General features: G+C 55.6%; 17 protein-coding genes. 3 read left to right on the top strand and 14 right to left on the bottom strand.

Annotated elements, in window-relative coordinates; genetic code table 11:
- Positions 1–18: 18 nt before the first annotated feature.
- Together B5M42_RS06890 and B5M42_RS06885 are read right to left on the bottom strand one after the other, a co-directional pair.
- Positions 19–678: a PspA/IM30 family protein gene (locus B5M42_RS06890; protein WP_134753907.1), complete on the bottom strand. Its 660-nt coding sequence runs from the start codon at positions 676–678 to the stop codon at positions 19–21.
- A 112-nt stretch (positions 679–790) separates the two neighbouring features.
- Positions 791–1,702 carry a hypothetical protein gene (locus B5M42_RS06885; RefSeq protein ID WP_134753905.1) on the bottom strand — a complete coding sequence of 304 codons (912 nt, stop codon included), beginning with the start codon at positions 1,700–1,702 and terminating at the stop codon, positions 791–793.
- A 160-nt stretch (positions 1,703–1,862) separates the two neighbouring features.
- Here B5M42_RS06885 and B5M42_RS06880 point away from each other — a divergent pair, with 160 nt between their 5' ends.
- On the top strand, positions 1,863–2,171 hold the full coding sequence (locus B5M42_RS06880; RefSeq protein WP_134753903.1) for an acetyl-CoA acetyltransferase: 309 nt from the start codon (positions 1,863–1,865) through the stop codon (positions 2,169–2,171).
- 71 nt (positions 2,172–2,242) lie between these two features.
- On the opposite strand, the gene B5M42_RS06875 is transcribed toward B5M42_RS06880, so the two are convergent.
- The 9 genes from B5M42_RS06875 to biuH all read right to left on the bottom strand — a co-directional run bounded on the left by B5M42_RS06875 (position 2,243) and on the right by biuH (position 12,647).
- The gene (locus B5M42_RS06875; protein ID WP_134753901.1) at positions 2,243–3,859 is read right to left on the bottom strand and encodes a PucR family transcriptional regulator; all 1,617 of its coding nucleotides are present in this window, start codon (positions 3,857–3,859) and stop codon (positions 2,243–2,245) included.
- A gap of 32 nt (positions 3,860–3,891) precedes the next feature.
- The gene (locus B5M42_RS06870; protein WP_134753899.1) at positions 3,892–4,575 is read right to left on the bottom strand and encodes a cysteine hydrolase family protein; all 684 of its coding nucleotides are present in this window, start codon (positions 4,573–4,575) and stop codon (positions 3,892–3,894) included.
- 8 nt (positions 4,576–4,583) lie between these two features.
- A complete protein-coding gene (locus tag B5M42_RS06865; protein WP_230632775.1) occupies positions 4,584–5,171 on the bottom strand; it encodes a cupin domain-containing protein in 588 nt (195 codons plus the stop codon).
- A gap of 52 nt (positions 5,172–5,223) precedes the next feature.
- On the bottom strand, positions 5,224–6,396 hold the full coding sequence (locus B5M42_RS06860) for a BMP family ABC transporter substrate-binding protein (protein ID WP_230632773.1): 1,173 nt from the start codon (positions 6,394–6,396) through the stop codon (positions 5,224–5,226).
- A 47-nt stretch (positions 6,397–6,443) separates the two neighbouring features.
- Positions 6,444–7,358, bottom strand: a complete 915-nt coding sequence (locus B5M42_RS06855) for an ABC transporter permease (protein ID WP_167689997.1) — start codon at positions 7,356–7,358, stop codon at positions 6,444–6,446.
- Positions 7,355–8,416: an ABC transporter permease gene (locus B5M42_RS06850; RefSeq protein ID WP_134753897.1), complete on the bottom strand. Its 1,062-nt coding sequence runs from the start codon at positions 8,414–8,416 to the stop codon at positions 7,355–7,357. The genes B5M42_RS06855 and B5M42_RS06850 overlap by 4 nt, the downstream gene beginning before the upstream one ends.
- Positions 8,413–9,945, bottom strand: coding sequence for an ABC transporter ATP-binding protein (locus tag B5M42_RS06845; RefSeq protein ID WP_134753895.1), 1,533 nt, complete (start codon positions 9,943–9,945; stop codon positions 8,413–8,415). Before B5M42_RS06845 ends, B5M42_RS06850 begins: the two co-directional genes overlap by 4 nt.
- A gap of 222 nt (positions 9,946–10,167) precedes the next feature.
- Complete coding sequence (gene atzF / locus B5M42_RS06840; RefSeq protein ID WP_134753893.1) at positions 10,168–11,946, bottom strand: allophanate hydrolase; 1,779 nt, start codon at positions 11,944–11,946, stop codon at positions 10,168–10,170.
- Positions 11,946–12,647, bottom strand: a complete 702-nt coding sequence (gene biuH / locus B5M42_RS06835; RefSeq protein ID WP_209280732.1) for a biuret amidohydrolase — start codon at positions 12,645–12,647, stop codon at positions 11,946–11,948. The genes atzF and biuH overlap by 1 nt, the downstream gene beginning before the upstream one ends.
- 188 nt (positions 12,648–12,835) lie before the next feature.
- On the opposite strand from biuH, the gene B5M42_RS06830 reads away from it, so the two are divergent.
- Both B5M42_RS06830 and B5M42_RS06825 read left to right on the top strand, forming a co-directional pair.
- Positions 12,836–13,684 carry a MerR family transcriptional regulator gene (locus B5M42_RS06830; RefSeq protein ID WP_167689994.1) on the top strand — a complete coding sequence of 283 codons (849 nt, stop codon included), beginning with the start codon at positions 12,836–12,838 and terminating at the stop codon, positions 13,682–13,684.
- A 71-nt stretch (positions 13,685–13,755) separates the two neighbouring features.
- Complete coding sequence (locus tag B5M42_RS06825; protein ID WP_134753887.1) at positions 13,756–14,334, top strand: hypothetical protein; 579 nt, start codon at positions 13,756–13,758, stop codon at positions 14,332–14,334.
- Between the two features lie 544 nt (positions 14,335–14,878).
- Here B5M42_RS06825 and B5M42_RS06820 read toward each other — a convergent pair.
- Genes B5M42_RS06820 through B5M42_RS06810 form a run of 3 tightly spaced genes read right to left on the bottom strand, consistent with a single transcriptional unit; the run spans position 14,879 to position 18,204 of the window.
- A complete protein-coding gene (locus B5M42_RS06820; RefSeq protein ID WP_167689992.1) occupies positions 14,879–15,367 on the bottom strand; it encodes a DUF4386 domain-containing protein in 489 nt (162 codons plus the stop codon).
- A complete protein-coding gene (locus B5M42_RS06815) occupies positions 15,360–16,478 on the bottom strand; it encodes a J domain-containing protein (RefSeq protein ID WP_134753883.1) in 1,119 nt (372 codons plus the stop codon). The genes B5M42_RS06820 and B5M42_RS06815 overlap by 8 nt, the downstream gene beginning before the upstream one ends.
- 19 nt (positions 16,479–16,497) lie before the next feature.
- Complete coding sequence (locus B5M42_RS06810; RefSeq protein ID WP_134753881.1) at positions 16,498–18,204, bottom strand: molecular chaperone HscC; 1,707 nt, start codon at positions 18,202–18,204, stop codon at positions 16,498–16,500.
- Between the last annotated feature and the right edge of the window lie 64 nt (positions 18,205–18,268).

Raw genomic sequence — 18,268 nt, 5'->3', positions numbered from 1 at the left:
CTTGGAATCGTCCAAACCCTACTCTTTGGCTTTCAAGCTTTCCTTGATTGCCGCCAGCTCGTCGTCCGACGTCCGGCTCGCGCTTTTCTCCAATCGTTCCAATTCCGCAAACTGCGCGTCCAAATCCTTGCTTTTATCCGCTTTCAGCTCGGCCAACGCCTCAGCTTCATGGATGTTGTCTTCCCATTTATCCAAAATCGCATCTGCCGCGCCTTGCGCCTCATTCGTCCGCTGCTGGGCATGAGCCGACGTCCATCTTGCCTTCAAATCGGCATAACGCGCCTCCAGCTGTCCGACATCGGCGGCCAGCTTATCGTGCATCTGCTGCATAGCCGTTCTATTCGCCGCAGCCTGATCATACGCCGCCTGCAATTGCGCTTCCTTCACCGCCAACGGCGCCTTGCGGTCGAGAAATTTGCGCGCCTCCTGATCATTCCCGGCCTCAACCGCTTTCTCGGCATAACGCTGCAGCTTCTGCACCTCGGCCTGACAGTCGTCCAAAGCCCGCCTTGCTCTGCTTTCAGCCGCCGTTACAGCCGCCATCTCCGCCTTCACACTGCCCAAATCCCCGGTCAAGCTTCGCATCAGACGATCCATTTGCTCCGGACCCTCAGCACGATCCAATCCAGCGTTCCAGTTGCTGGACATAATTTCTTTAAACCTCGATAAGATTCCCATATCGAACCTCCTTAGCTTCTTGACAGCCTACGTCCATCATACCTGAAAATGCATAAAAGGGCTCATGCAAATTTGGCAGGGCTTGCCGTAAAAGCTAGATGTCATCTATATTTTACTGACTTACGCTATTGAAAAAGTGTTGATCTTCCTCGCTGTCAACATATTCAATCATTCCATAGGTTCTCATTAAAGCTGAAACTTCGTCTTCGGGGATCGCGAACGCATAGTAAATGGATAGCTGCAACGCTTCATTGGATAAATAAATATTCAATAAATGGATATAAAATGGATAGTCCTTTTCCTCAAGCTTATACTGCCTGATTAACAGTAAAATGCTCTTTATATATTTGTGTAGATGATATAATTCTGCATATTCATACAAAGGACACCCTCGTAAGGCATTTGCGTATTTGTCCAATAACGCACGTTCATACCTTCTGCTCCGCTCGTCTTGGGAGATTTTCCCCTCCTGCACCAATCGCTCGATCCTGGCAGCGCTCTGCTTCTTATTCTTATCTTTGAGATACGCCTCAAGTGATCCCTTGAACTCGGAGAACAGCTGCCCATAAACATGCACATGATCTTGTTCAGGTCTCTTGCTGTAAGTCACAACGATACGATCATGGAAATTCTGCATTTCATTAAGCAAATGAAACAGCGTATTTTCAAATCTGCCGAGTTCAATCGCTTTCGACTGCTGCTCCGCTGTCTTTCTCGCGTATTCGAGTTCTTCCTTCTGGTTCATATACGCCATGTATGCCGTCAAAAAAGCCGCAAATGTAAAAAAAGGCACGGTTGAACCGGCAATCCAATCGCCAATAGGACCAGCATCCTGGAGCGTAGTTCCGTCAATTAAACTTAATGCCAAAGTCAAAAGCGGACTAAACAAGCCGATACCTACCGAAGCATAGATGATATATAACAGGGGGGACCTGCCTTGAGGGTAATCCTCGTTTCTTTTTCGCAGAGATACATAGGTCCAAAAAAGAATAATAACAGTCACATAAAACAGAATAATCGACATGGAGCAGCCCCTTTCACTTTTCCTCCTATAACCATCATACCGGAAAGTGTACAAAAGAGCTTATGCAAATTCAACAAGATGCCCTCCTGCCGCTTCGACACCATTACCTGGGCATTCGCATACAATAACTGGAAAATGCAAATATGTTGGAGGTATCCATATGTACAATAGCATGATTCAACCTCGGCAAACCTTGTATCAAGCCGATCCGGCGTTTTCCCAATCCGTCAAATCCGTACAGGAATCGCTGTTCGCCTTGTGCCACCAAGCCATGTCGCGTCAGGTCTGCGTTCAGATGATGAACGGGCAGACTTATGAGGGCGTCATTACGCACATCGATGAAGGCCATCTGTACTTGCGCGTGTCCAACACGCAGGCGCGGGCGTTCTTCAATCCGTGGGGCCCGCCCCAGAACGACATTATTTTACCGCTGGTGCTGTACAATTTGCTCGTCATCTCCTTGCTGTAAGCCGGCCCCCCCAGCAAGTCAAAAGGCACAACCCGCTCAGGGTCGTGCCTTTTTGGGCATAGCAGCCCGTTTCACCGCTGAATATCGTGCGCCTTGATCGCCAATTGCAGCAGCAGCTTCGTCTCCGGGTCGTCCAGACGGAAGCCAAGCTCATTGCGAATGCGCTCCAGACGGTACCCGATCGTATTGTAATGCACAAACATGCGCTCAGCCGTCTCTTTCACATTGCAGTTGCAGTCAAAATAGGTCCGCAGCGTGTTCAGCAGCATCCCCTGCGGCTTCCCTTCCAGCTCCAGCAGCGGCTTGAGGTACAGGCGCTTGTATTCTTCCAGCTCCTCCGTGCCAAGCAGCCGGTACAGCAGCATATAAACGCCCAGATCACGGTAACGGATCAAATCGCCCGCCACCCGGCAGGCTTCGCGGACACTCGCCGCCCGTTTGGCATCGCGGTAGCTGTCCGGCACCTGATCGCGCAGCTTCACATCCCGCCCCATGCACAGAACAAAGTCGCGTTCGACGGCAACGGCAGCCAGCAACCCAACCGTGTGGCCGTATCTTCCCGCTTCTTGATCGCCGGGCAACTGCCCGCTTACCAACAGCACGACCAGTTCTCCCTCCATCACTGTCCAGCGGGCCTCCACTCTCCGGGCCGCACTTTCCCGATTTAAGCGCACAGCCAGCTCCTGCAGCTCCTTGACAGCGGGACATCCCTGCCGGAACGACACGACGCCCACGGTGTAGACGCCAAGGTCGGGCAGCTCCCAGCCGCAAGCCTCCGCTCTCAGACGCAAATCAACGAGCGCCACTATGCGCCCCGCCACCCAATCCTGCATAAATTGATCGAGATACTTGGCTTCAATTTTTTTGCGCGCCTGCATGTTGCGCAGCTCAAGACCCAGCAGCCGACCGGCCCAATTCATCGTCAGCGTATCTACGGCCCCTCCTTGGCGGTCGCATTCGAACATCAGCAGCAGATGCGCGTCCATCTGCTCGTCCAGTACCGCCGTCGCATGAACCCGCATCCCATCCGCGCCAAGCGGGGCTGCCCCAGACTCCAGCCGCAGCTTCGCGCGATAGGCGGCCCAATCCTGCTCGGTGAATGCGGCGCACAGCTGCCGGGCATCGGCAGAAGCGGTCCAGCCGTTATCGGGCTCCAGCAGCACGATCGGGTTGCGGATCATCGCCTGCAAATGGTTCAAAAAAGCAGGGAGCCCATCCCCGTGCAGCAGCACGTGAGACAGGCGCTGAACCCGCCCTTGCAGGACGGCCAAATCGCGGGACTCGGTGACTAGAACCCGCTCCATCACTTCGCGGACCGCGTCGGAGAACGAGGTTGACGGCGGCAGCTCGATCAAGGGAACGCCGTGGTGGTCGGCCGCTTCAACGGCCTCCTGCGGAATCGTCTCGACAAACCGCTTGGTTTTGACGCCAAGGGCGACGACGCCTTTGCGGGCCAGCTCCGCGATCAGCGACACAAGCAGCTTGGGCTCGTGTTTGAACGGATAGCCGGTCGTCATCAGGAACTCACCCGGCCGCACCCAATCGGCCACATCGGGAACCTCCATGACGTTAATTCGGCTGATCGGCTGGTCCAGCCCCTTTTCGCCACCGAGCAGCAACGCATTTTGAAAGTGGGGAACCGAGAACAAGTCCCTCACTCTGAATTCCTTGCTCCCCCTGTCCTCCACACGGTTCTCCTCCTCTTCCTCTTCCTTACAGCCTACGTCCGCAGCGCCGCCACAAGCTCGGCCGAGAACGCCGTCCAGCCGAAGATGCCGCCCTGCTGCCGAACCATATGAATCGCAGCCTCATGATCGAGCGGATCAAAAGCCGCCGTCGCATCCTCCAGCACCAGACAGCGATAGCCGCGGTCATTGGCCTCGCGCAACGTCGTGTGTACGCACACATGTGTCGTAACACCGCATAGAATCAGCGACTCGATCCCAGCCTCCTCCAATCGCTCCTGCAGATTCGTTTCGTAAAAAGCCCCCTTGCCCGGCTTGTCAATCACCGGCTCCCCGGACAGGGGGGCCAGCTCCGGCACAATGGCATGGCCCCGCTCACCGCGAATCAGAATGCGGCCCATCGGTCCTTCGTCCCCGATGCCCGCCCCTTGCCGGCGACTGCGTTCCAGCTTGGCCGGGGGACAGTCGGACAGATCGGGCAAATGGCCCTCCCGCGTGTGGATAACCAGCAGCCCGGCTGACCTGGCGGCTGCCAGCGCCCCGGCAATGACGGGAATGATCGCCCTTACCGGACGAATATCGTTGCCAAGCCGTTCGCCGAAGCCGCCCGCTTCGCAAAAATCGTTCTGCATGTCGATCACTGCCAGTGCCGTCCGCGCCGGCGCAAACTCAAATGCATAGGGCAGCGCCCCGCCAACCGTTACCGGAAGTGTCCGCATAGCCCCGCTCACTCACTTTCCTTCGCGCCGCAAGCGCCGACGTCCGAGCTGCCGGCTTCTATGCCGCCCGAGATACGGCCGGCTCCGTCTTCTTCCGCGTCGCGGGCCTGCCGCACGGGCAACGGCACCGGCACCAGCGTCGTGGCAAAAAATCGGTTGCGCGGCACCTCATTCTCGACTGGCAGAAATATACTGATCTGCTCGGTCGGGACCGTGTCGTCATTCATCACCGAATGCACCACCCCGGCGGGAACCTGAAACGTATCTCCGGCTTGATACGACCGCCACTCGCCATTGCACAGCAGCTTCACCTTGCCGGCCGTAATATGAATGATCTCCGCTACATCGTGATAATGCGGCAGTACAGCGCCACCGACGCCGATCTTTTCCCACAGCACCGAGCTGGTGCGGATGCCCAAGGCATCCGCGTCCGCCGCAGAAACGATCTCTCTGTGATACAGCTCCGGGTGGTCCGGCATCAGCGCCCAAGCCAGCGATTCAGCGGCAATAACGTGCGTTTGATGGGCGCGGTCCTTATGCGGTCCTTCCAGCTGACCGCTCCCGGAAGTGAAATTGACTTCATCCAGCGTATTCAATGGTCTCAGCTCCTATCAGCTCCTTGGCCTGCCCACATACGGGCGGGCCCGATTACTTGGGAATGTTTCCGATGACGCCCTCGATCAAATAATCCGAGGCCTCCAGCTCTTCGATGGTCGGCGATTGGCCCTCCGGTACCCGCACGGCGCCCGATTGGTCCTTGACCGGCCCGAGGAACGGCTTGAGCGTTCCGCTCATCAACTCTTTTTTCTTCTGCTCCACGAATTGCTTGACGTCATCCGGCACGCTTGCGCCAAAATCGGTCAGCTGCACAATGCCGTCCGCCATCGTTCCCCGATATTTACCGTCATATTTGCTGCCGGCAAACTTGCCGTCAACCGCCGTTTTCACCATATCTACATAAAGATCGGACCAATTCCATACAGAGCCGGCAATCCAGCCCTTCGGTGCCAAGGAAGCCGCATCCGCATGATAGCCGACCGACATCGCACCGCGGCGCTCCGCCGTTTCGATGATGGTCTTGGTACAGTCCTGATGCTGGCTCAGCACATCTGCGCCGCCGTCGATCAGCGAGTTGGCCGCATTCGCCTGCTGCCCCGGGTCGCACCAGCTTCCCGTGAACACCACCGATGTCTTCGCTTGCGGATTCACCGACTTGGCGCCCATTTCAAAAGCATTGACGTTCAGCAGCACCTGCGGAATCGGCACGGAGACGATATAGCCAAGCTTGCCCGTCTTGGACATTTTGCCTGCCGCCACTCCCGCCAAATAAACCGGCTCCCAAATCGTGCCGAAATACGTGCCCAGATTAGCCGCCGTTTTCAGACCGCCCTGATGATAGAACACGACGTCGGGATGACGCTTGGCGACGTTCAGCGCCGGGTCCAGATGCCCGTAAGAAGTCGGGAAAATAATTTTGGCCCCGTCCTTGATCATCTGTTCCATCACCCGCTCGGCTTCGGCCGTTTCCGGCACATTTTCTGCGCGCAGCACCTTCAGATCGGGGAACGCCTTCTCAACCGCCTCGCTGCCGATATAAGCGGCTTGGTTATAACCGTAATCATCCTTGGTCCCGACGAAAATAAATCCGACCGCCTTGCCCCCGGTTCCCGCCGTTGCCCCGGCGCTTGCCGCGCCGCCTGTCTCCGCGGACGTTCCGGTCGCCGCTCCGCTGCCCGGCTGACTGCAGCCGGCCGCCAGCAAGCACAAAGCCAACGCCCCGCATAACCAAGTTGCTTTCCAACCTTTTTTTGTCATTCTCATCCCGGTTTCCCCCCGTAATCGATATATATGTGTAGATCAGCTTGCCGTTATCCCCCAGCCTCGCTGGTGAACACCTTGCCCAGCGCTTCGGGCGTCGAGCTTCTTTTTCTGCGCTCCACGACCAGCAGAGCCGCAAGCGTCAGCAGGTACGGCGCCATAAACAGGAAAAACGGCGATATCGGATAACCCATCTGCTGCACCGTAAGCTGCAGAGCTTGCGCCGCTCCGAACAAATAGGCGCCCAACATCGCTCTTGCCGGCCGCCAGGCCGCGAAGATCACCAGCGCCACGGCGACGACGCCACGGCCCTGCGTCATATTTTCCACCCAGCTATGCGTGTAGGCCAGCGACAGCTGCGCTCCGCCAAGCCCCGCGAGAAAACCTCCCCCCAGCACGGCCGAATACCGCACCAGCTTGGGATTGATCCCGCTGGCGAACAGCACCTCCTCCCGCTCCCCGGCTGCGCGCAGCACCACCCCTGCACGCGTGCGGAACAGCAGATACCACAACGCAGGCACAAGCAGCAGCGATAGATACGTCAGCGGATCATGCTTGAATAGCACAGGCCCGATGACCGGAATGTCGGATAACAGCGGAATCGGAACCGGATTAAAGCCGACAATCTGCTCGCTGACAAAGCCGCGTCCGAAGAAGGAGGTCGCCCCAACGCCGAAAAACAATAACGTCAGCCCGGTCGCCAGCTGATTGGCCCCGCAGCTTAACACGAGGAAGGCGTGAATCAGGGAAAGGAGCATACCGCACACCCCGCCGGCCAATGCGCCCACCCACGGATTCCCGGTCCACACCGTTACGGCGAAGCCGCCCAGCGCACCGGCCAGCATCGAGCCCTCCGTGCCCAGATTAATGACACCGGCGCGTTCGGCCAACAGCTCGCCCTGGCTGGCCAGCATGACTGAAGTGCCGGACCGCAGCGCGCCTGTCAATACATCGGTCACAATCATCGCTTCACCCTCCTTGCGCTGCCTAACAGGAAGAACAGAACGAGCGCCATCAGAATTTGTACGGACGAAGACGGCAGACCTGATTGGATTTCCAGCGTATTGCCTGCAACCGCAATCATGCCCAGCAGGAAGGAGGTCAGCATCAGCCGGAGCGGATGATTCCATGCCATCCACGCGGCAAGAAAGCCGAGATACCCATAATTGACGCCTGTCGTCGGACGCAGACGGCCCTCAATGCCCGCTATTTCGATCATCCCGGCAACGCCGGCAAGCGCTCCGCCGCCGATCAGCACCCAGAAATACATACGATGGATGGAAAAGCCGGCGCGCTCCGCTGCGAACCGATTGCTGCCGAGCACGCGAACCCGGTAGCCGATCCGCGTCTTGGTCAAGACGAACCAAACCAGCAGCGAGAAACCCAACGCGGCCAGGAAACCAATATGCAGCCGGGTTCCATCGATCACCGGCAGCCGCAGCGATGAAACCAACTCCGGCGAGAACGGCCAGTTGAACGACTTGGGGTCCTTGAGCATCCCGTGGACGAAATAACCGACCGTGAAGGTAGCGACGTAATTCAACAGCAGACTGCTGATCGTTTCATTGATCCGTCCCTTCACCTTCAGCAGCGCCGTAAACGCCGCCCACACAGCACCGCCCAGCGCCCCGGCAACCAGCATGGCCGGAATGCCCAGCCAGGCAGGAAGACCGTTCAAATAAAACACCGCAAACCACGTTGTGAACAACGCCCCGATCGCCAGTTGTCCCTCCCCGCCGACATTTACGAGGCCCGCCCGGGCTGGAAGGGCTGCGGCCAGCCCGGTCAGCAGAATCGGCGTCGCTTTCACCAGCACCTCACCGAAGCCGTAGAGATCCCCAAAGGTCGATTTCACCAGAGACACATATAGCTCCACGGGATTGACGCCGTAGATCAGCAGGAAGAGGCCGTAAAGGATGAACGGAGCCAGCAACACCCCTGCCTGTATGCCGATTTTGCGGATGCGGCCCCGCCACGGAAAAGCAGCCGAAGGCACCAGAACGGTACTCGCTTGTTGTTTCATGCGGATTCTCCTTTCAGCATCCATTCGCCAATTTGCGCAACGTCCGTTTCCGCGGAGGGAACAGGCCCAAGCAGCCGCTTGCCTGCAAGCACCGCCAGCCGGTCCGACAGCTTGAACAATTCATCCAGATCCTCCGAGAACAGGACAATGGCCGTTCCACGCTCGGCCAACTCGATCAAATGCTGTTGAATCGTGCGGGTCGTCCCGATATCGAGCCCCCGGCTCGGATAGCTGATCACCAGAATATCCGGCTTGCGGATGAGCGCCCGCGCCAGCACCATCCGCTGAACGTTCCCGCCCGAAAGGCGGTCGACCCGACGATCCGCTCCGGCTAACGCCAGCATGCGCGCTTCCCGGCTATGCTCCAGCTCCTGCCGCGAGCTACCCCAGTCGATCCCCGGCCCCTTGCGCCGCAGCGGAAGGCCGTCCAGCACCATATGCTCCAGAATCGTGAAGCCAGGAATGACCGACTCCTTGAGCGGATCCTCGGATACGAAGCTTACGCCGGCGTCCATGAACGCCTTCGGTCCGCCTTTCATCAGACTGCCTTTAACCGTCAATGCGCCCGCCGAGAGCTTGCGCAGACCAAACAACACCTCGGCCAGCTCCCGCTGCCCGCTACCGGAAATACCGGCGACGCCGACGATTTCCCCCTTGCGTACAGACAGCGCCAAGTCCCGCAGCACCGGCTCCCCGTGGTCGCCGCTTACCGTTCCTCCCTCGATGCGCAGCACCTCAACCGGCGTCCCGCCTTCCTCCGGACCCGGCTTTACAACCGGCTTGACCGACTTGCCGCCCATCATCGCAGCAATCAGCCGTTCCCCGTCCAACCCCTCATGGCGGTCGGCCTGATACACCATTCTCCCCGCCTGCAAGACCGAAACCTGATCCGCGCAGGCCAGCACCTCGTTGATTTTGTGCGTAATCAGCAGAATGCCGTAGCGATCTTCCCGAAGCCGTCTCAGCATCGCAAGGAACGCTTCAACCTCCTGCGGCGCAAGCACGCTCGTAGGCTCATCGAAAATAATTACACGCGTGCCCGCCGCCAGCAGCACTTTGACAATTTCGAGCCGTTGGCGCTGCCCGAGATCCAATTGCCAGACAAACGCATCGGGATCGACGTCCAAGCCGTATTTGACCGACACCTCGACAATCCGCCCGCGCAGCCGCCTTCTCCCCAGACGCCAACCGCTCTCTACCGCCAAAGCGATATTGTCCAGAACCGTCATGGCCGGAACCAGCCGGAAATCCTGAAACACCATGCCGATTCCTTTGGCCCGGGCCTTGGTAGGCGGATGCAGCGTCACGGCCTCGCCGTCCATATAAATCGCGCCGCCATCCGGCTCGTAAACACCGTAAAGCATCTTCATGAGTGTGCTTTTGCCCGCACCGTTTTCGCCAAGAATAGCGTGAATGGAGCCCGGCCGAACCGTGACATCAATGCCCTGATTCGCCACCAGCGCTCCGAAGCGCTTGGTCAATCCCTCGGTTCGGAGCAGGTATGCGTCTTGATCTCGTAAAGTCTGCATCACCAACCCTCCTTTAATGTTAGTTTTATTTACTTTATTTTGTTATATATACTTACACAATTGATTATATAGCAAAAACCCATCAAAATCTTTATAAAGAAACACCATATTTCAAACTTTTGTTTTGTTTAAAAGTCATAAATATGACACATACATAACAGTAACATCACACAGAAGACTCCGGCCTCCTGCAAAAAAAGAAAAAAGACCCGCGCTATTCGCTCAGGCCCTTGTTATCTCCACGGCGGCTCGCCACCCGCCAGTCGCCGTAATATCCTCCGCCTCCGCTGCAACCCACGCCTCGCAAACAAAGCCCGGCACCTGCGAGCCATCCTGTAGCTCGATTTTGCCAATGCCCAGCGGGGCCGGGATCGCTGCCACAAAATCGCCGAACGCCGCGGTTGGCATCTCCCAAATCTCCAGCGCAATCGACGCCCCCGGCCCGGCCTGTCGAACGAGTCCTGGCTTGGGCGGTATCGTCTCCAGCTTGAATAGCCGATATACCGCCGCCGTCCGATCCTCCCGCACAAATCGCGCGCCACAACCCAGCATCTGCCGCTCCAGCGGGTAGCCGCGCATATGCAAGCCGCATACAGCCACCAGCGTGCGGCCCGGCTGCGGGCAAGCAGCCTCAACCGTCGGCTGGGGCGCTCCCAGAAAAGCAGCAGCAGCTCCGTAAAGCAGCGCCTCATGTTCGGCAGACGCAAACAGTGTAATGCCGAACGGCACATCCGCGGCAGCCTCGCCGGCCGGCAGCGCAATGGCGCACAAATCCAGCAGATTGCAATGATTGGTATAGCGCCCCAGCGCCGAATTGGCCTCGACAGGCTTGGCGCGAACCCGCTCGCGCGTCCATGTCCCCCCGACCGTCGGCAGCGCCAGCACAGCGTCCTCCAGAAGCTCCCACGCCTCCCGCCTGTCGTGCCGGACGGCATGAATCGCCTTGAACAGCGCAGACGCACTGTACTGCCGGGAAGGTCCGGTACGCAAAATCCGCTCCGTCACCGGCAACGCACTGCCCGGATGCGCTTCAATAAAATCCCCGACCGCCGCCCACCGTTCTTCCACAAACGGCCCGTCGTACAGCAGCGAAGCGACTCGTTCGAACAAAGCGGTGTCGACGAACACCACCTCCATGCCAAGCTGGTCCAACCGCTCGACAGCCTGCGCCCAAGCCGCGGCGTATTCCCGCTCGAACAGACCGAAGAAAGCCAGCGGCTCCCGGGGAAGCAGCACCTTGCGCGGCAGCCTTGCTCCGGGCGGCTCAAAGCCGGCCGACCACGGATCTGCGCGGTCCCTTCCGCGAACGATCCGATCCACCTCCCGCACGTCGGCCAGCTCCCGGGCAAACACCGTCACGCAATCCAGGCTCGCGCAAGCTGGCACCACCCCCTTGGTCGGCCACGCGCCCAGCCTGGGCTTAAAGCCGATCAGTCCGTTGAGCGCAGCCGGCACCCGTCCCGAGCCCGCAGTATCCGTCCCCAGCGCAAACACTGCCTGCCCGCGCGCCACCGCCACAGCGGAGCCCGAGCTCGAGCCGCCGCTGATCAACTCCGGGCGAAGCGCATTATGCGTCTCCCCATAGGGACTGCGCACCCCGACAAGCCCGGCGGCAAACTGATCCAGATTCGTTTTGCCAAGCGGAATTGCGCCAGCCGCCACCAGCCGCTCCACAGCCGTAGCATGCCCGCCCGGCATATATTGATAATCCGGACAAGCCGCCGTCGTCGGCATCCCCGCTACATCGATATTGTCCTTGACCGCAAACGGAATCCCCCACAAGGGCAACTCCTCCAGCCCCCGCTCCTCCAGCCTTACCAGATAGGGCCGCAGCCGTTCCATACTGGGCGGCGTAATCCAAATATGCTTATCCGCCTCCGCTTCCGCCCGTTCCACTATGGACCGCACGACCGCTTCAGGCGTCAACCCCCTGCTCCGATAGGCCTCTCTTAACGCGGCAATCGACAGAGAAGATGGCACTTGCCCGGCTGCACCACCCATTACACTTCCACCTTCCCTGCCATCGCTTCCAACGCAGCGATCACCCGGCCGGAATCGGATACACTGCCGAACACCCCGCCCTGCATCGTCACCATAGCCAGCGCAGCCCGATGATTCGCTTCATCCGTCGCCCCCGTGCAATCCGCAAGAATCACGCACTCATACCCGCGGTCATTCGCTTCGCGCATCGTCGTGTGTACGCAAACATCCGTCGTAATGCCAGTCAAAATCAAATTTTGTATCCCCTTTGTCCGCAAAATCAAATCCAGATCCGTCGCATAAAAACTGCCCTTCCCCGGCTTATCGATGATCACCTCGCCCGGCAGCGGCGCCAGCTCCTCGATGATTTGCCAACCCGGCTCCCCGCGCACGAGAATGCGTCCCGCCGGCCCCGCCGAGCCAATCTCTGCGCCAATCCGGCTGCTGCGCCATCTTTTATTGGCCGGCAAATCCGACAAATCCGGGCGATGTCCCTCCCGCGTGTGAATAATCGTCAAGCCCGCAACAGCCCGGGCCGCCTCCAGGAGCTTCCGAATCGGCTCCACCGCCCGCCGGGTCAGCGAAATATCATACCCCATTCGATCGACATACCCGCCGTAGCCGCAAAAATCAGTCTGCATATCAATAACCACCAACGCCGTATTACCCGCCTTCAGATCACCGTTATACGGAAAAGGATACGGATTACTCTCCACAAACATCGTCATCGCCCCTTATGTAAGGTATGTGTCATTAATATTCATTTATATGTAATATTATATAACATTAAAATTCCCGAGTCATTGTGTGTGAGCCACAGAATTAACGAGATTTTTTTGTAATCCTCCAACAACCCGCACGCAATCGATGAATCATTCATGATATAGTCATGCTAGAAGGAGGCAATCCCATGACCCCGTTGATCAAAATCGGCTTATTTTCCAAGCTCGCCCAAGTTACCGTCCGCACCTTGCGCCATTACGACGACATCGGCTTGTTAGCGCCTGCGCAGATCGATCCCCATTCCGGCTATCGTTACTATACCTATGACCAATTGGCTTTCGTTCATCAAATTCAAGCCTTCAAGGATGCCGGACTTTCCCTGGAACAGATCAAGGAAATGATGGATCGCCGACTTTCTACCGACACCGCCATCGGCCTGCTAACCCGACAACGCGACGCCATCGCCAGCGAAATTCGCGACAAAACCGAACAAGTGCAGCGGCTGGACCATCGCCTGCACCAGCTTCAGCAGATGGGGGAACAACCCCGGTATGACATCGTGTTGAAGCAGGTTCCGGCCATAACCGTGGCTTCGATCCGCACCATCGTCCCATTGCCGGCGGACATGCCCCGCTACCGCTGCGCCCTGTTCGATCAATTGGAGCGCTGGCTGGAGCTGAACGCAATCCTGACGGATCAGGAGTACGTGCGTTATCACATGTCTGAATTTACGGAGGCTGATTTCGATATCGAAGCCGCCGTCGCTATCCAGCCCGGGCAGGTCCCCTCCTCGTCTGGCGATGCGGTCCAACTGAACGAATGGCCGGCGGAGCCCCTTGTAGCCAGTCTGATCCATCGCGGAGCTTTCATGGATGTCGGCCACGCCCTGTTCGAGCTATTCAAATGGCTGGGCTTGAACGGATACACCTCAACCGGCCCCGTCCGGGAAATTCACTGGTTCGGCCGTGAGAACCACTGCCGCGACTATAACGATGTGCTCGTTGAGCTGCAAGCGCCCGTCGCGCAACATGTTTGAATCCACCTCTTGACTCTCTCGTTACGGAAGACTCTACAATTCAATCAAACATATGAGTTGGAGGGTTTTTCATGAAAACGATCTGGAATCGACTTGTCCGAATCAGAACCGCCTACGCGCTGCTCCTCGTCCTTGCCGCCGTCATATTCAATCAAGGGGCGACTCTTTTATTAAACGATTGGTATCGCCGATCGCAATATCCCGTCCCCTATTATGAAGGTCAGCTCAGCTTCAGCGCCGCAAAGCTTACCGCTTACTACCGTTACATGCTGGACCATAACAGCTTGGGCATTTATTTTCAGACCCAATGCATCGACTTCGTGTTCATCCTGGCTACGTTCCTGCTGCATGGCAGCATCGGCCTGCTGGTCTACAAGCTTGTGGCGCATCGGCCGTTTCTGAAGAAAGCCAGCCTCGTCGCCTTGGCCGCCGGCTTGCTCGCCCCGTGCTTTGACATTCTTGAGAACCTCGTTTCTTTCTATTTCATCGCCCGGCCCGAAGCGATTCCTGCAGCACTGGCGCTCTTGTACTCCAGCTTTTCGGCTTGCAAATTTGGACTTTTTATCGTAGCCTACGTCCTGTTTGGCATATTGCTTTTGTGGGGCGTATGGATGGCGATTTGCCGCCGCAAGCGTTCCGCAGCCCTGTAATTGCACAAAGGAGCCGACCCCGGATAACCGGAGTTGGCTCCTTGTTGCATCGCTGGCGTTTCGTTAAATTTGACGCAATAGCGCATGTCCAGCAGTAAACTTCTCGTACACACCGCACCCGGCGTGGGCGTCTCGGATTGGCATTCCACCGCTACACTCGTAAAATCCTCCAGAAAAATCGTAAACGAACGCCCCGCATCCAGCGTCACATTTACCGTCGTCCCCCCTGCCTGAAAACAAGGAGCATTGTACAATCCGCACTCGTATTCACAATCGTCGACGAGCCGTTAATGACGAGACTGGTTGAATTCGTAAAATACGTCCAAGGGCCGCAATTCAGCGAACAAGCAAAAAGGATGTCCTTCAGCCGATCACGGCGCCGGGCATCCTTTATCTTTTACCGATTAAATCCTTTTACGATCAACCAGATCGCCATGACCATCTCCTGCAGCGCAAGCGGCATTTGAAGAAATGTGAACGACCCTCCAAACCAATCGAGCACACCGGCGGCCAAATAAAGTGCAGCGGCAGCCAGCCCCCAGCCCTACAGCCATTTGGGAATGAGTTTGAATTGGTACAATACATAATAAAACATCAAAGCGCCAAGGCTGAATACAATCGCGGTAATCGATTGAATCTGTTCGCTCCCATGCCCCAACAGATTACCCAGCATCTGAAAGCCGACGTAATCCGGGGAACTGGCGTTTGCCTGTTCCTGACTTAGCACCACAAGCAATAGCCAGCTCATAGCCGTTGCCATATAGGCGAAGGTTTCCAGAGCCCCCCGAAAAACAACATAACCGAGAGCCAACGTTGGATGGTATCGTTGCAAGATGGGATACATAATAACCGGAACCAGAGCAAGTGCAATTCCCATGATCAGCAAAAACAGTGCGCCGAGCAAAATGTGATTTTCGTTGGCGGAAACTTCCTTCAGCGAATCAGCGCTTCCCAAAATGGAGTGGTCGATTGTTCCTTGCTTATTATATTTCACAAATATTAATTTTCCATAAACTTCAAGAAAATCATCCAAGCTCCCGCACAATAATCGCTTCGCCATCCGCCCCTTGATACCGGCTCATTTTGGTGAGCAGTTGGTCCAGATTGTGGACTCGCTCAGGCCTGATGCGAATCTTTTTATTTTTCAGGTACACCGTAACCATTTTATATCTTTGTACAATTTTGATGATGTCGATATATTTAAAGTCATATCTCATTCCCCAACTATTGACATAAGTACAGGTGTATTCCCACATAATAATTTTCCAATTTCGTCTTTTAACGAACAACACCATCCGCACGAGCACGTAAATCAGATAGAATGGAATCACAACGCCATGCCCAATAACCCCCAACACAATCCAGGTAATAGGAATTCTGAAACAGAATCTCCACCAACTTACGCTGGGCACTTTAATCATTTGCCCCTCGTACGCAGCCGCCATGTTGCGTCTACTCGGCACGTTGATTTGTTGCGTCGCTAACGCGTAGGTATCAACAAAACAGGCTGAATACCTGTCGGCATTTTTTGTCATTTTATCAAATAACCCCGTATGGGTTTCAATCGTTATCCAAACATTGTTATTCAGGTTATAGTTGTTTGAAAAAAATCGCAGCATGCGTTGATCTATCGCCGACTTAGATTGAATATCCCACAGCACATCGTGACTGAACAACGCTTGCCAAGCCTCGGGGTCGTCTCTTTGGTCAGGATCGTGATACAGGCGCGCGAGGTGCGTCATAAAATCATTTTCCACGCGAGCTTGATCATGAATGTCTTTGGCTAGATAGCGGCGCGTCGTCACAGGGCGTTGCTCGTCATCGCGGCCCCCGCTCGTTTCCGTATCGCCTTTGTCGTCAAGATCGCTGCCTCCGAGCCTGTACAACCGTCGGTTAACTTGCTCATCCCCGGCAGCTTCGTCTTGCGTATTTACTTGGGCATAAGCAATGGTCTCGGCATTTGCTTGAGACAACTTTGCTTGCCTTTTGGCCTCATTCATCGCTGCTGCATACGCTTCTCTTACAGTCTGATAGCCTGCAGGGTCATCTTCGGGATGGTGGATGAGCAACTGCTGCTTATAAGCTTTTTTGATTATGGAGGTATCTGTCGTTCGCGCAATCCCAAGTACAGCCCAGCAATTCATTCGTCACCCACCTCACTCTCTAATAATCACGAGTTTGCTCGATCGAATCCAGGAAGTGTTTAAACTCTTTCGCCGCGTGGGCAATCTCCCGCGGGTTTTGCTGTGAAAGGACCCCATCGAATTGCGCCAAATAATACATAATTTTTTCACGCTTTACACCGATAGATTCTTCATATAGCCGCTCAGCTTTAGCTACAAGCAAACGGTTTTCCGCGCGGTCACGAGGGTGAATTTTAATATCCTTCAACGCAGCCAGCCGTGCGGCCAACTGTTCCGGCGACATTTTTTCTGCATTTTTTTCAATCACAAGGGTGTATTTTTCACGGGTTAATACGGAATGAACCTCCACTTCCAAAATGCCGTTTATGTCGTAAGTAAACCGAACATCAATCGTGGCCTCTCCCTTTTTCCTGCGCGGGACCGCGATATGGAGTTCCCCTAAAAACAAATTGTTGGCTACACGAAGACTTTCCCCCTGATACACTTTCAGAAGAATCTCTTCCTGATTGTCGCTAACTGTGCAGAAATTCTCGACTCTGCTATACGGAATTGGATTATTGCGTTCTATGATCGGAGAAAAGTACCCATGCTCATAATGTTCCGTCTCACCAACTCGTTTACTAACCTCAATGCCCAGCGTATATGGGCAAACATCCGTTAAAATCATCTCATTCAGCGCCTGGTCGCGGTTTTTCAAAGCTGCTTGAACAGCTGCGCCCAAAGCCACCGCTTCATCGGGATTGATGTTGGACAGCGGGAAATGCCCGAACATTTTCCCAACCACCGATTTGATCAGCGGCATCCGGGTAGCGCCACCGATTAGAATAACCGCGTCCAAATCTTTCGGTGTCAGCGATGCGTCACTTAACGCCCGTTCAATCGGGTTTCTTAGTCGAGTAATTAACAAAGCGGCGAGTTTCTCGAATTGTGCATAATTTATGGCGACTTCATAGGTTTTTTCAAGCGTTTCATACACCATCTTCCCTGTAGTCGCACCGGCAAGCTCACGCTTGCATAGCTCGGCCTGTTTAAAAATGATCGACTTGGCCTTACTGTCCAACTCCGCCAATACAAGTTCGCTTTTTTCAATAAAATAGTTGGCGAGCAGCTCGGTAAAATCTTCCCCACCCAGAAAATTGTCGCCTGCAACCGACTTAACCTCCATAATACCTTCAAAAAACTCAAGGATCGATACGTCAAACGTGCCTCCGCCTAGGTCGAAAATCAAAAATTGCGTGTTGTCCGCTTTTTCGTGCAAACCGTAAGAAAGCGCAGCAGCAGTTGGCTCGCTGATGAGCCGTTCCACTTTCAGACCTGCAAGCTCAGCTGCATATTTTGTCGCTTTACGCTGGGCATCGTTAAAATAAGCGGGAACACTGATGACCGCTTCGGTCACTTCTTCACCGAGAAAAGCTTCCGCATCCGCCTTCAGCGACCGCAAAACAAGGGAAGACAGCTCTGCAGCCGAAAGTTTATATTTGTTGAGATGAAACTGTTTCTCCGTCCCCATAAATCGTTTAAATGCCGCCACCGTTACGTGGGGATGCGTAATGAGGCGTTCCTTGGCAATTTGACCGACCATCATCTCGCCATGATCGTCTACGCTTACGACAGATGGGGTCAAATAGCTCCCGAACGCATTTGGGATCAGCTTTGGCCCACTATCCGTCCAATAAGCAACCAAGCTGTTTGAAGTCCCCAGGTCAATTCCAATCATCGTTGCCATGAAAAACCTTCTTTCTTTTTCTATTTACAAATGTTATCCTCACGCCATTCTTCTTCCGCTTACT

This window comes from Paenibacillus athensensis (genome assembly GCF_004514475.2).
In the GTDB taxonomy this organism is placed as follows: Bacteria; Bacillota; Bacilli; order Paenibacillales; family NBRC-103111; genus Paenibacillus_AL; species Paenibacillus_AL athensensis.
Note: the sequence above shows the minus strand (reverse complement) of the source record. Positions and strands in the feature narration are given on the sequence as shown.

Excerpts from the sequence above, each read along its gene's own strand:
- B5M42_RS06890 (WP_134753907.1), bottom strand. The coding sequence starts at position 678 with ATGGGAATCTTATCGAGGTTTAAAGAAATTATGTCCAGCAACTGGAAC.
- B5M42_RS06885 (WP_134753905.1), bottom strand. The coding sequence starts at position 1,702 with ATGTCGATTATTCTGTTTTATGTGACTGTTATTATTCTTTTTTGGACC.
- B5M42_RS06880 (WP_134753903.1), top strand. The coding sequence starts at position 1,863 with ATGTACAATAGCATGATTCAACCTCGGCAAACCTTGTATCAAGCCGAT.
- B5M42_RS06870 (WP_134753899.1), bottom strand. The coding sequence starts at position 4,575 with ATGCGGACACTTCCGGTAACGGTTGGCGGGGCGCTGCCCTATGCATTT.
- B5M42_RS06860 (WP_230632773.1), bottom strand. The coding sequence starts at position 6,396 with ATGAGAATGACAAAAAAAGGTTGGAAAGCAACTTGGTTATGCGGGGCG.
- B5M42_RS06855 (WP_167689997.1), bottom strand. The coding sequence starts at position 7,358 with ATGATTGTGACCGATGTATTGACAGGCGCGCTGCGGTCCGGCACTTCA.
- B5M42_RS06850 (WP_134753897.1), bottom strand. The coding sequence starts at position 8,416 with ATGAAACAACAAGCGAGTACCGTTCTGGTGCCTTCGGCTGCTTTTCCG.
- B5M42_RS06845 (WP_134753895.1), bottom strand. The coding sequence starts at position 9,945 with ATGCAGACTTTACGAGATCAAGACGCATACCTGCTCCGAACCGAGGGA.
- atzF (WP_134753893.1), bottom strand. The coding sequence starts at position 11,946 with ATGGGTGGTGCAGCCGGGCAAGTGCCATCTTCTCTGTCGATTGCCGCG.
- biuH (WP_209280732.1), bottom strand. The coding sequence starts at position 12,647 with ATGTTTGTGGAGAGTAATCCGTATCCTTTTCCGTATAACGGTGATCTG.
- B5M42_RS06830 (WP_167689994.1), top strand. The coding sequence starts at position 12,836 with ATGACCCCGTTGATCAAAATCGGCTTATTTTCCAAGCTCGCCCAAGTT.
- B5M42_RS06825 (WP_134753887.1), top strand. The coding sequence starts at position 13,756 with ATGAAAACGATCTGGAATCGACTTGTCCGAATCAGAACCGCCTACGCG.
- B5M42_RS06815 (WP_134753883.1), bottom strand. The coding sequence starts at position 16,478 with ATGAATTGCTGGGCTGTACTTGGGATTGCGCGAACGACAGATACCTCC.
- B5M42_RS06810 (WP_134753881.1), bottom strand. The coding sequence starts at position 18,204 with ATGGCAACGATGATTGGAATTGACCTGGGGACTTCAAACAGCTTGGTT.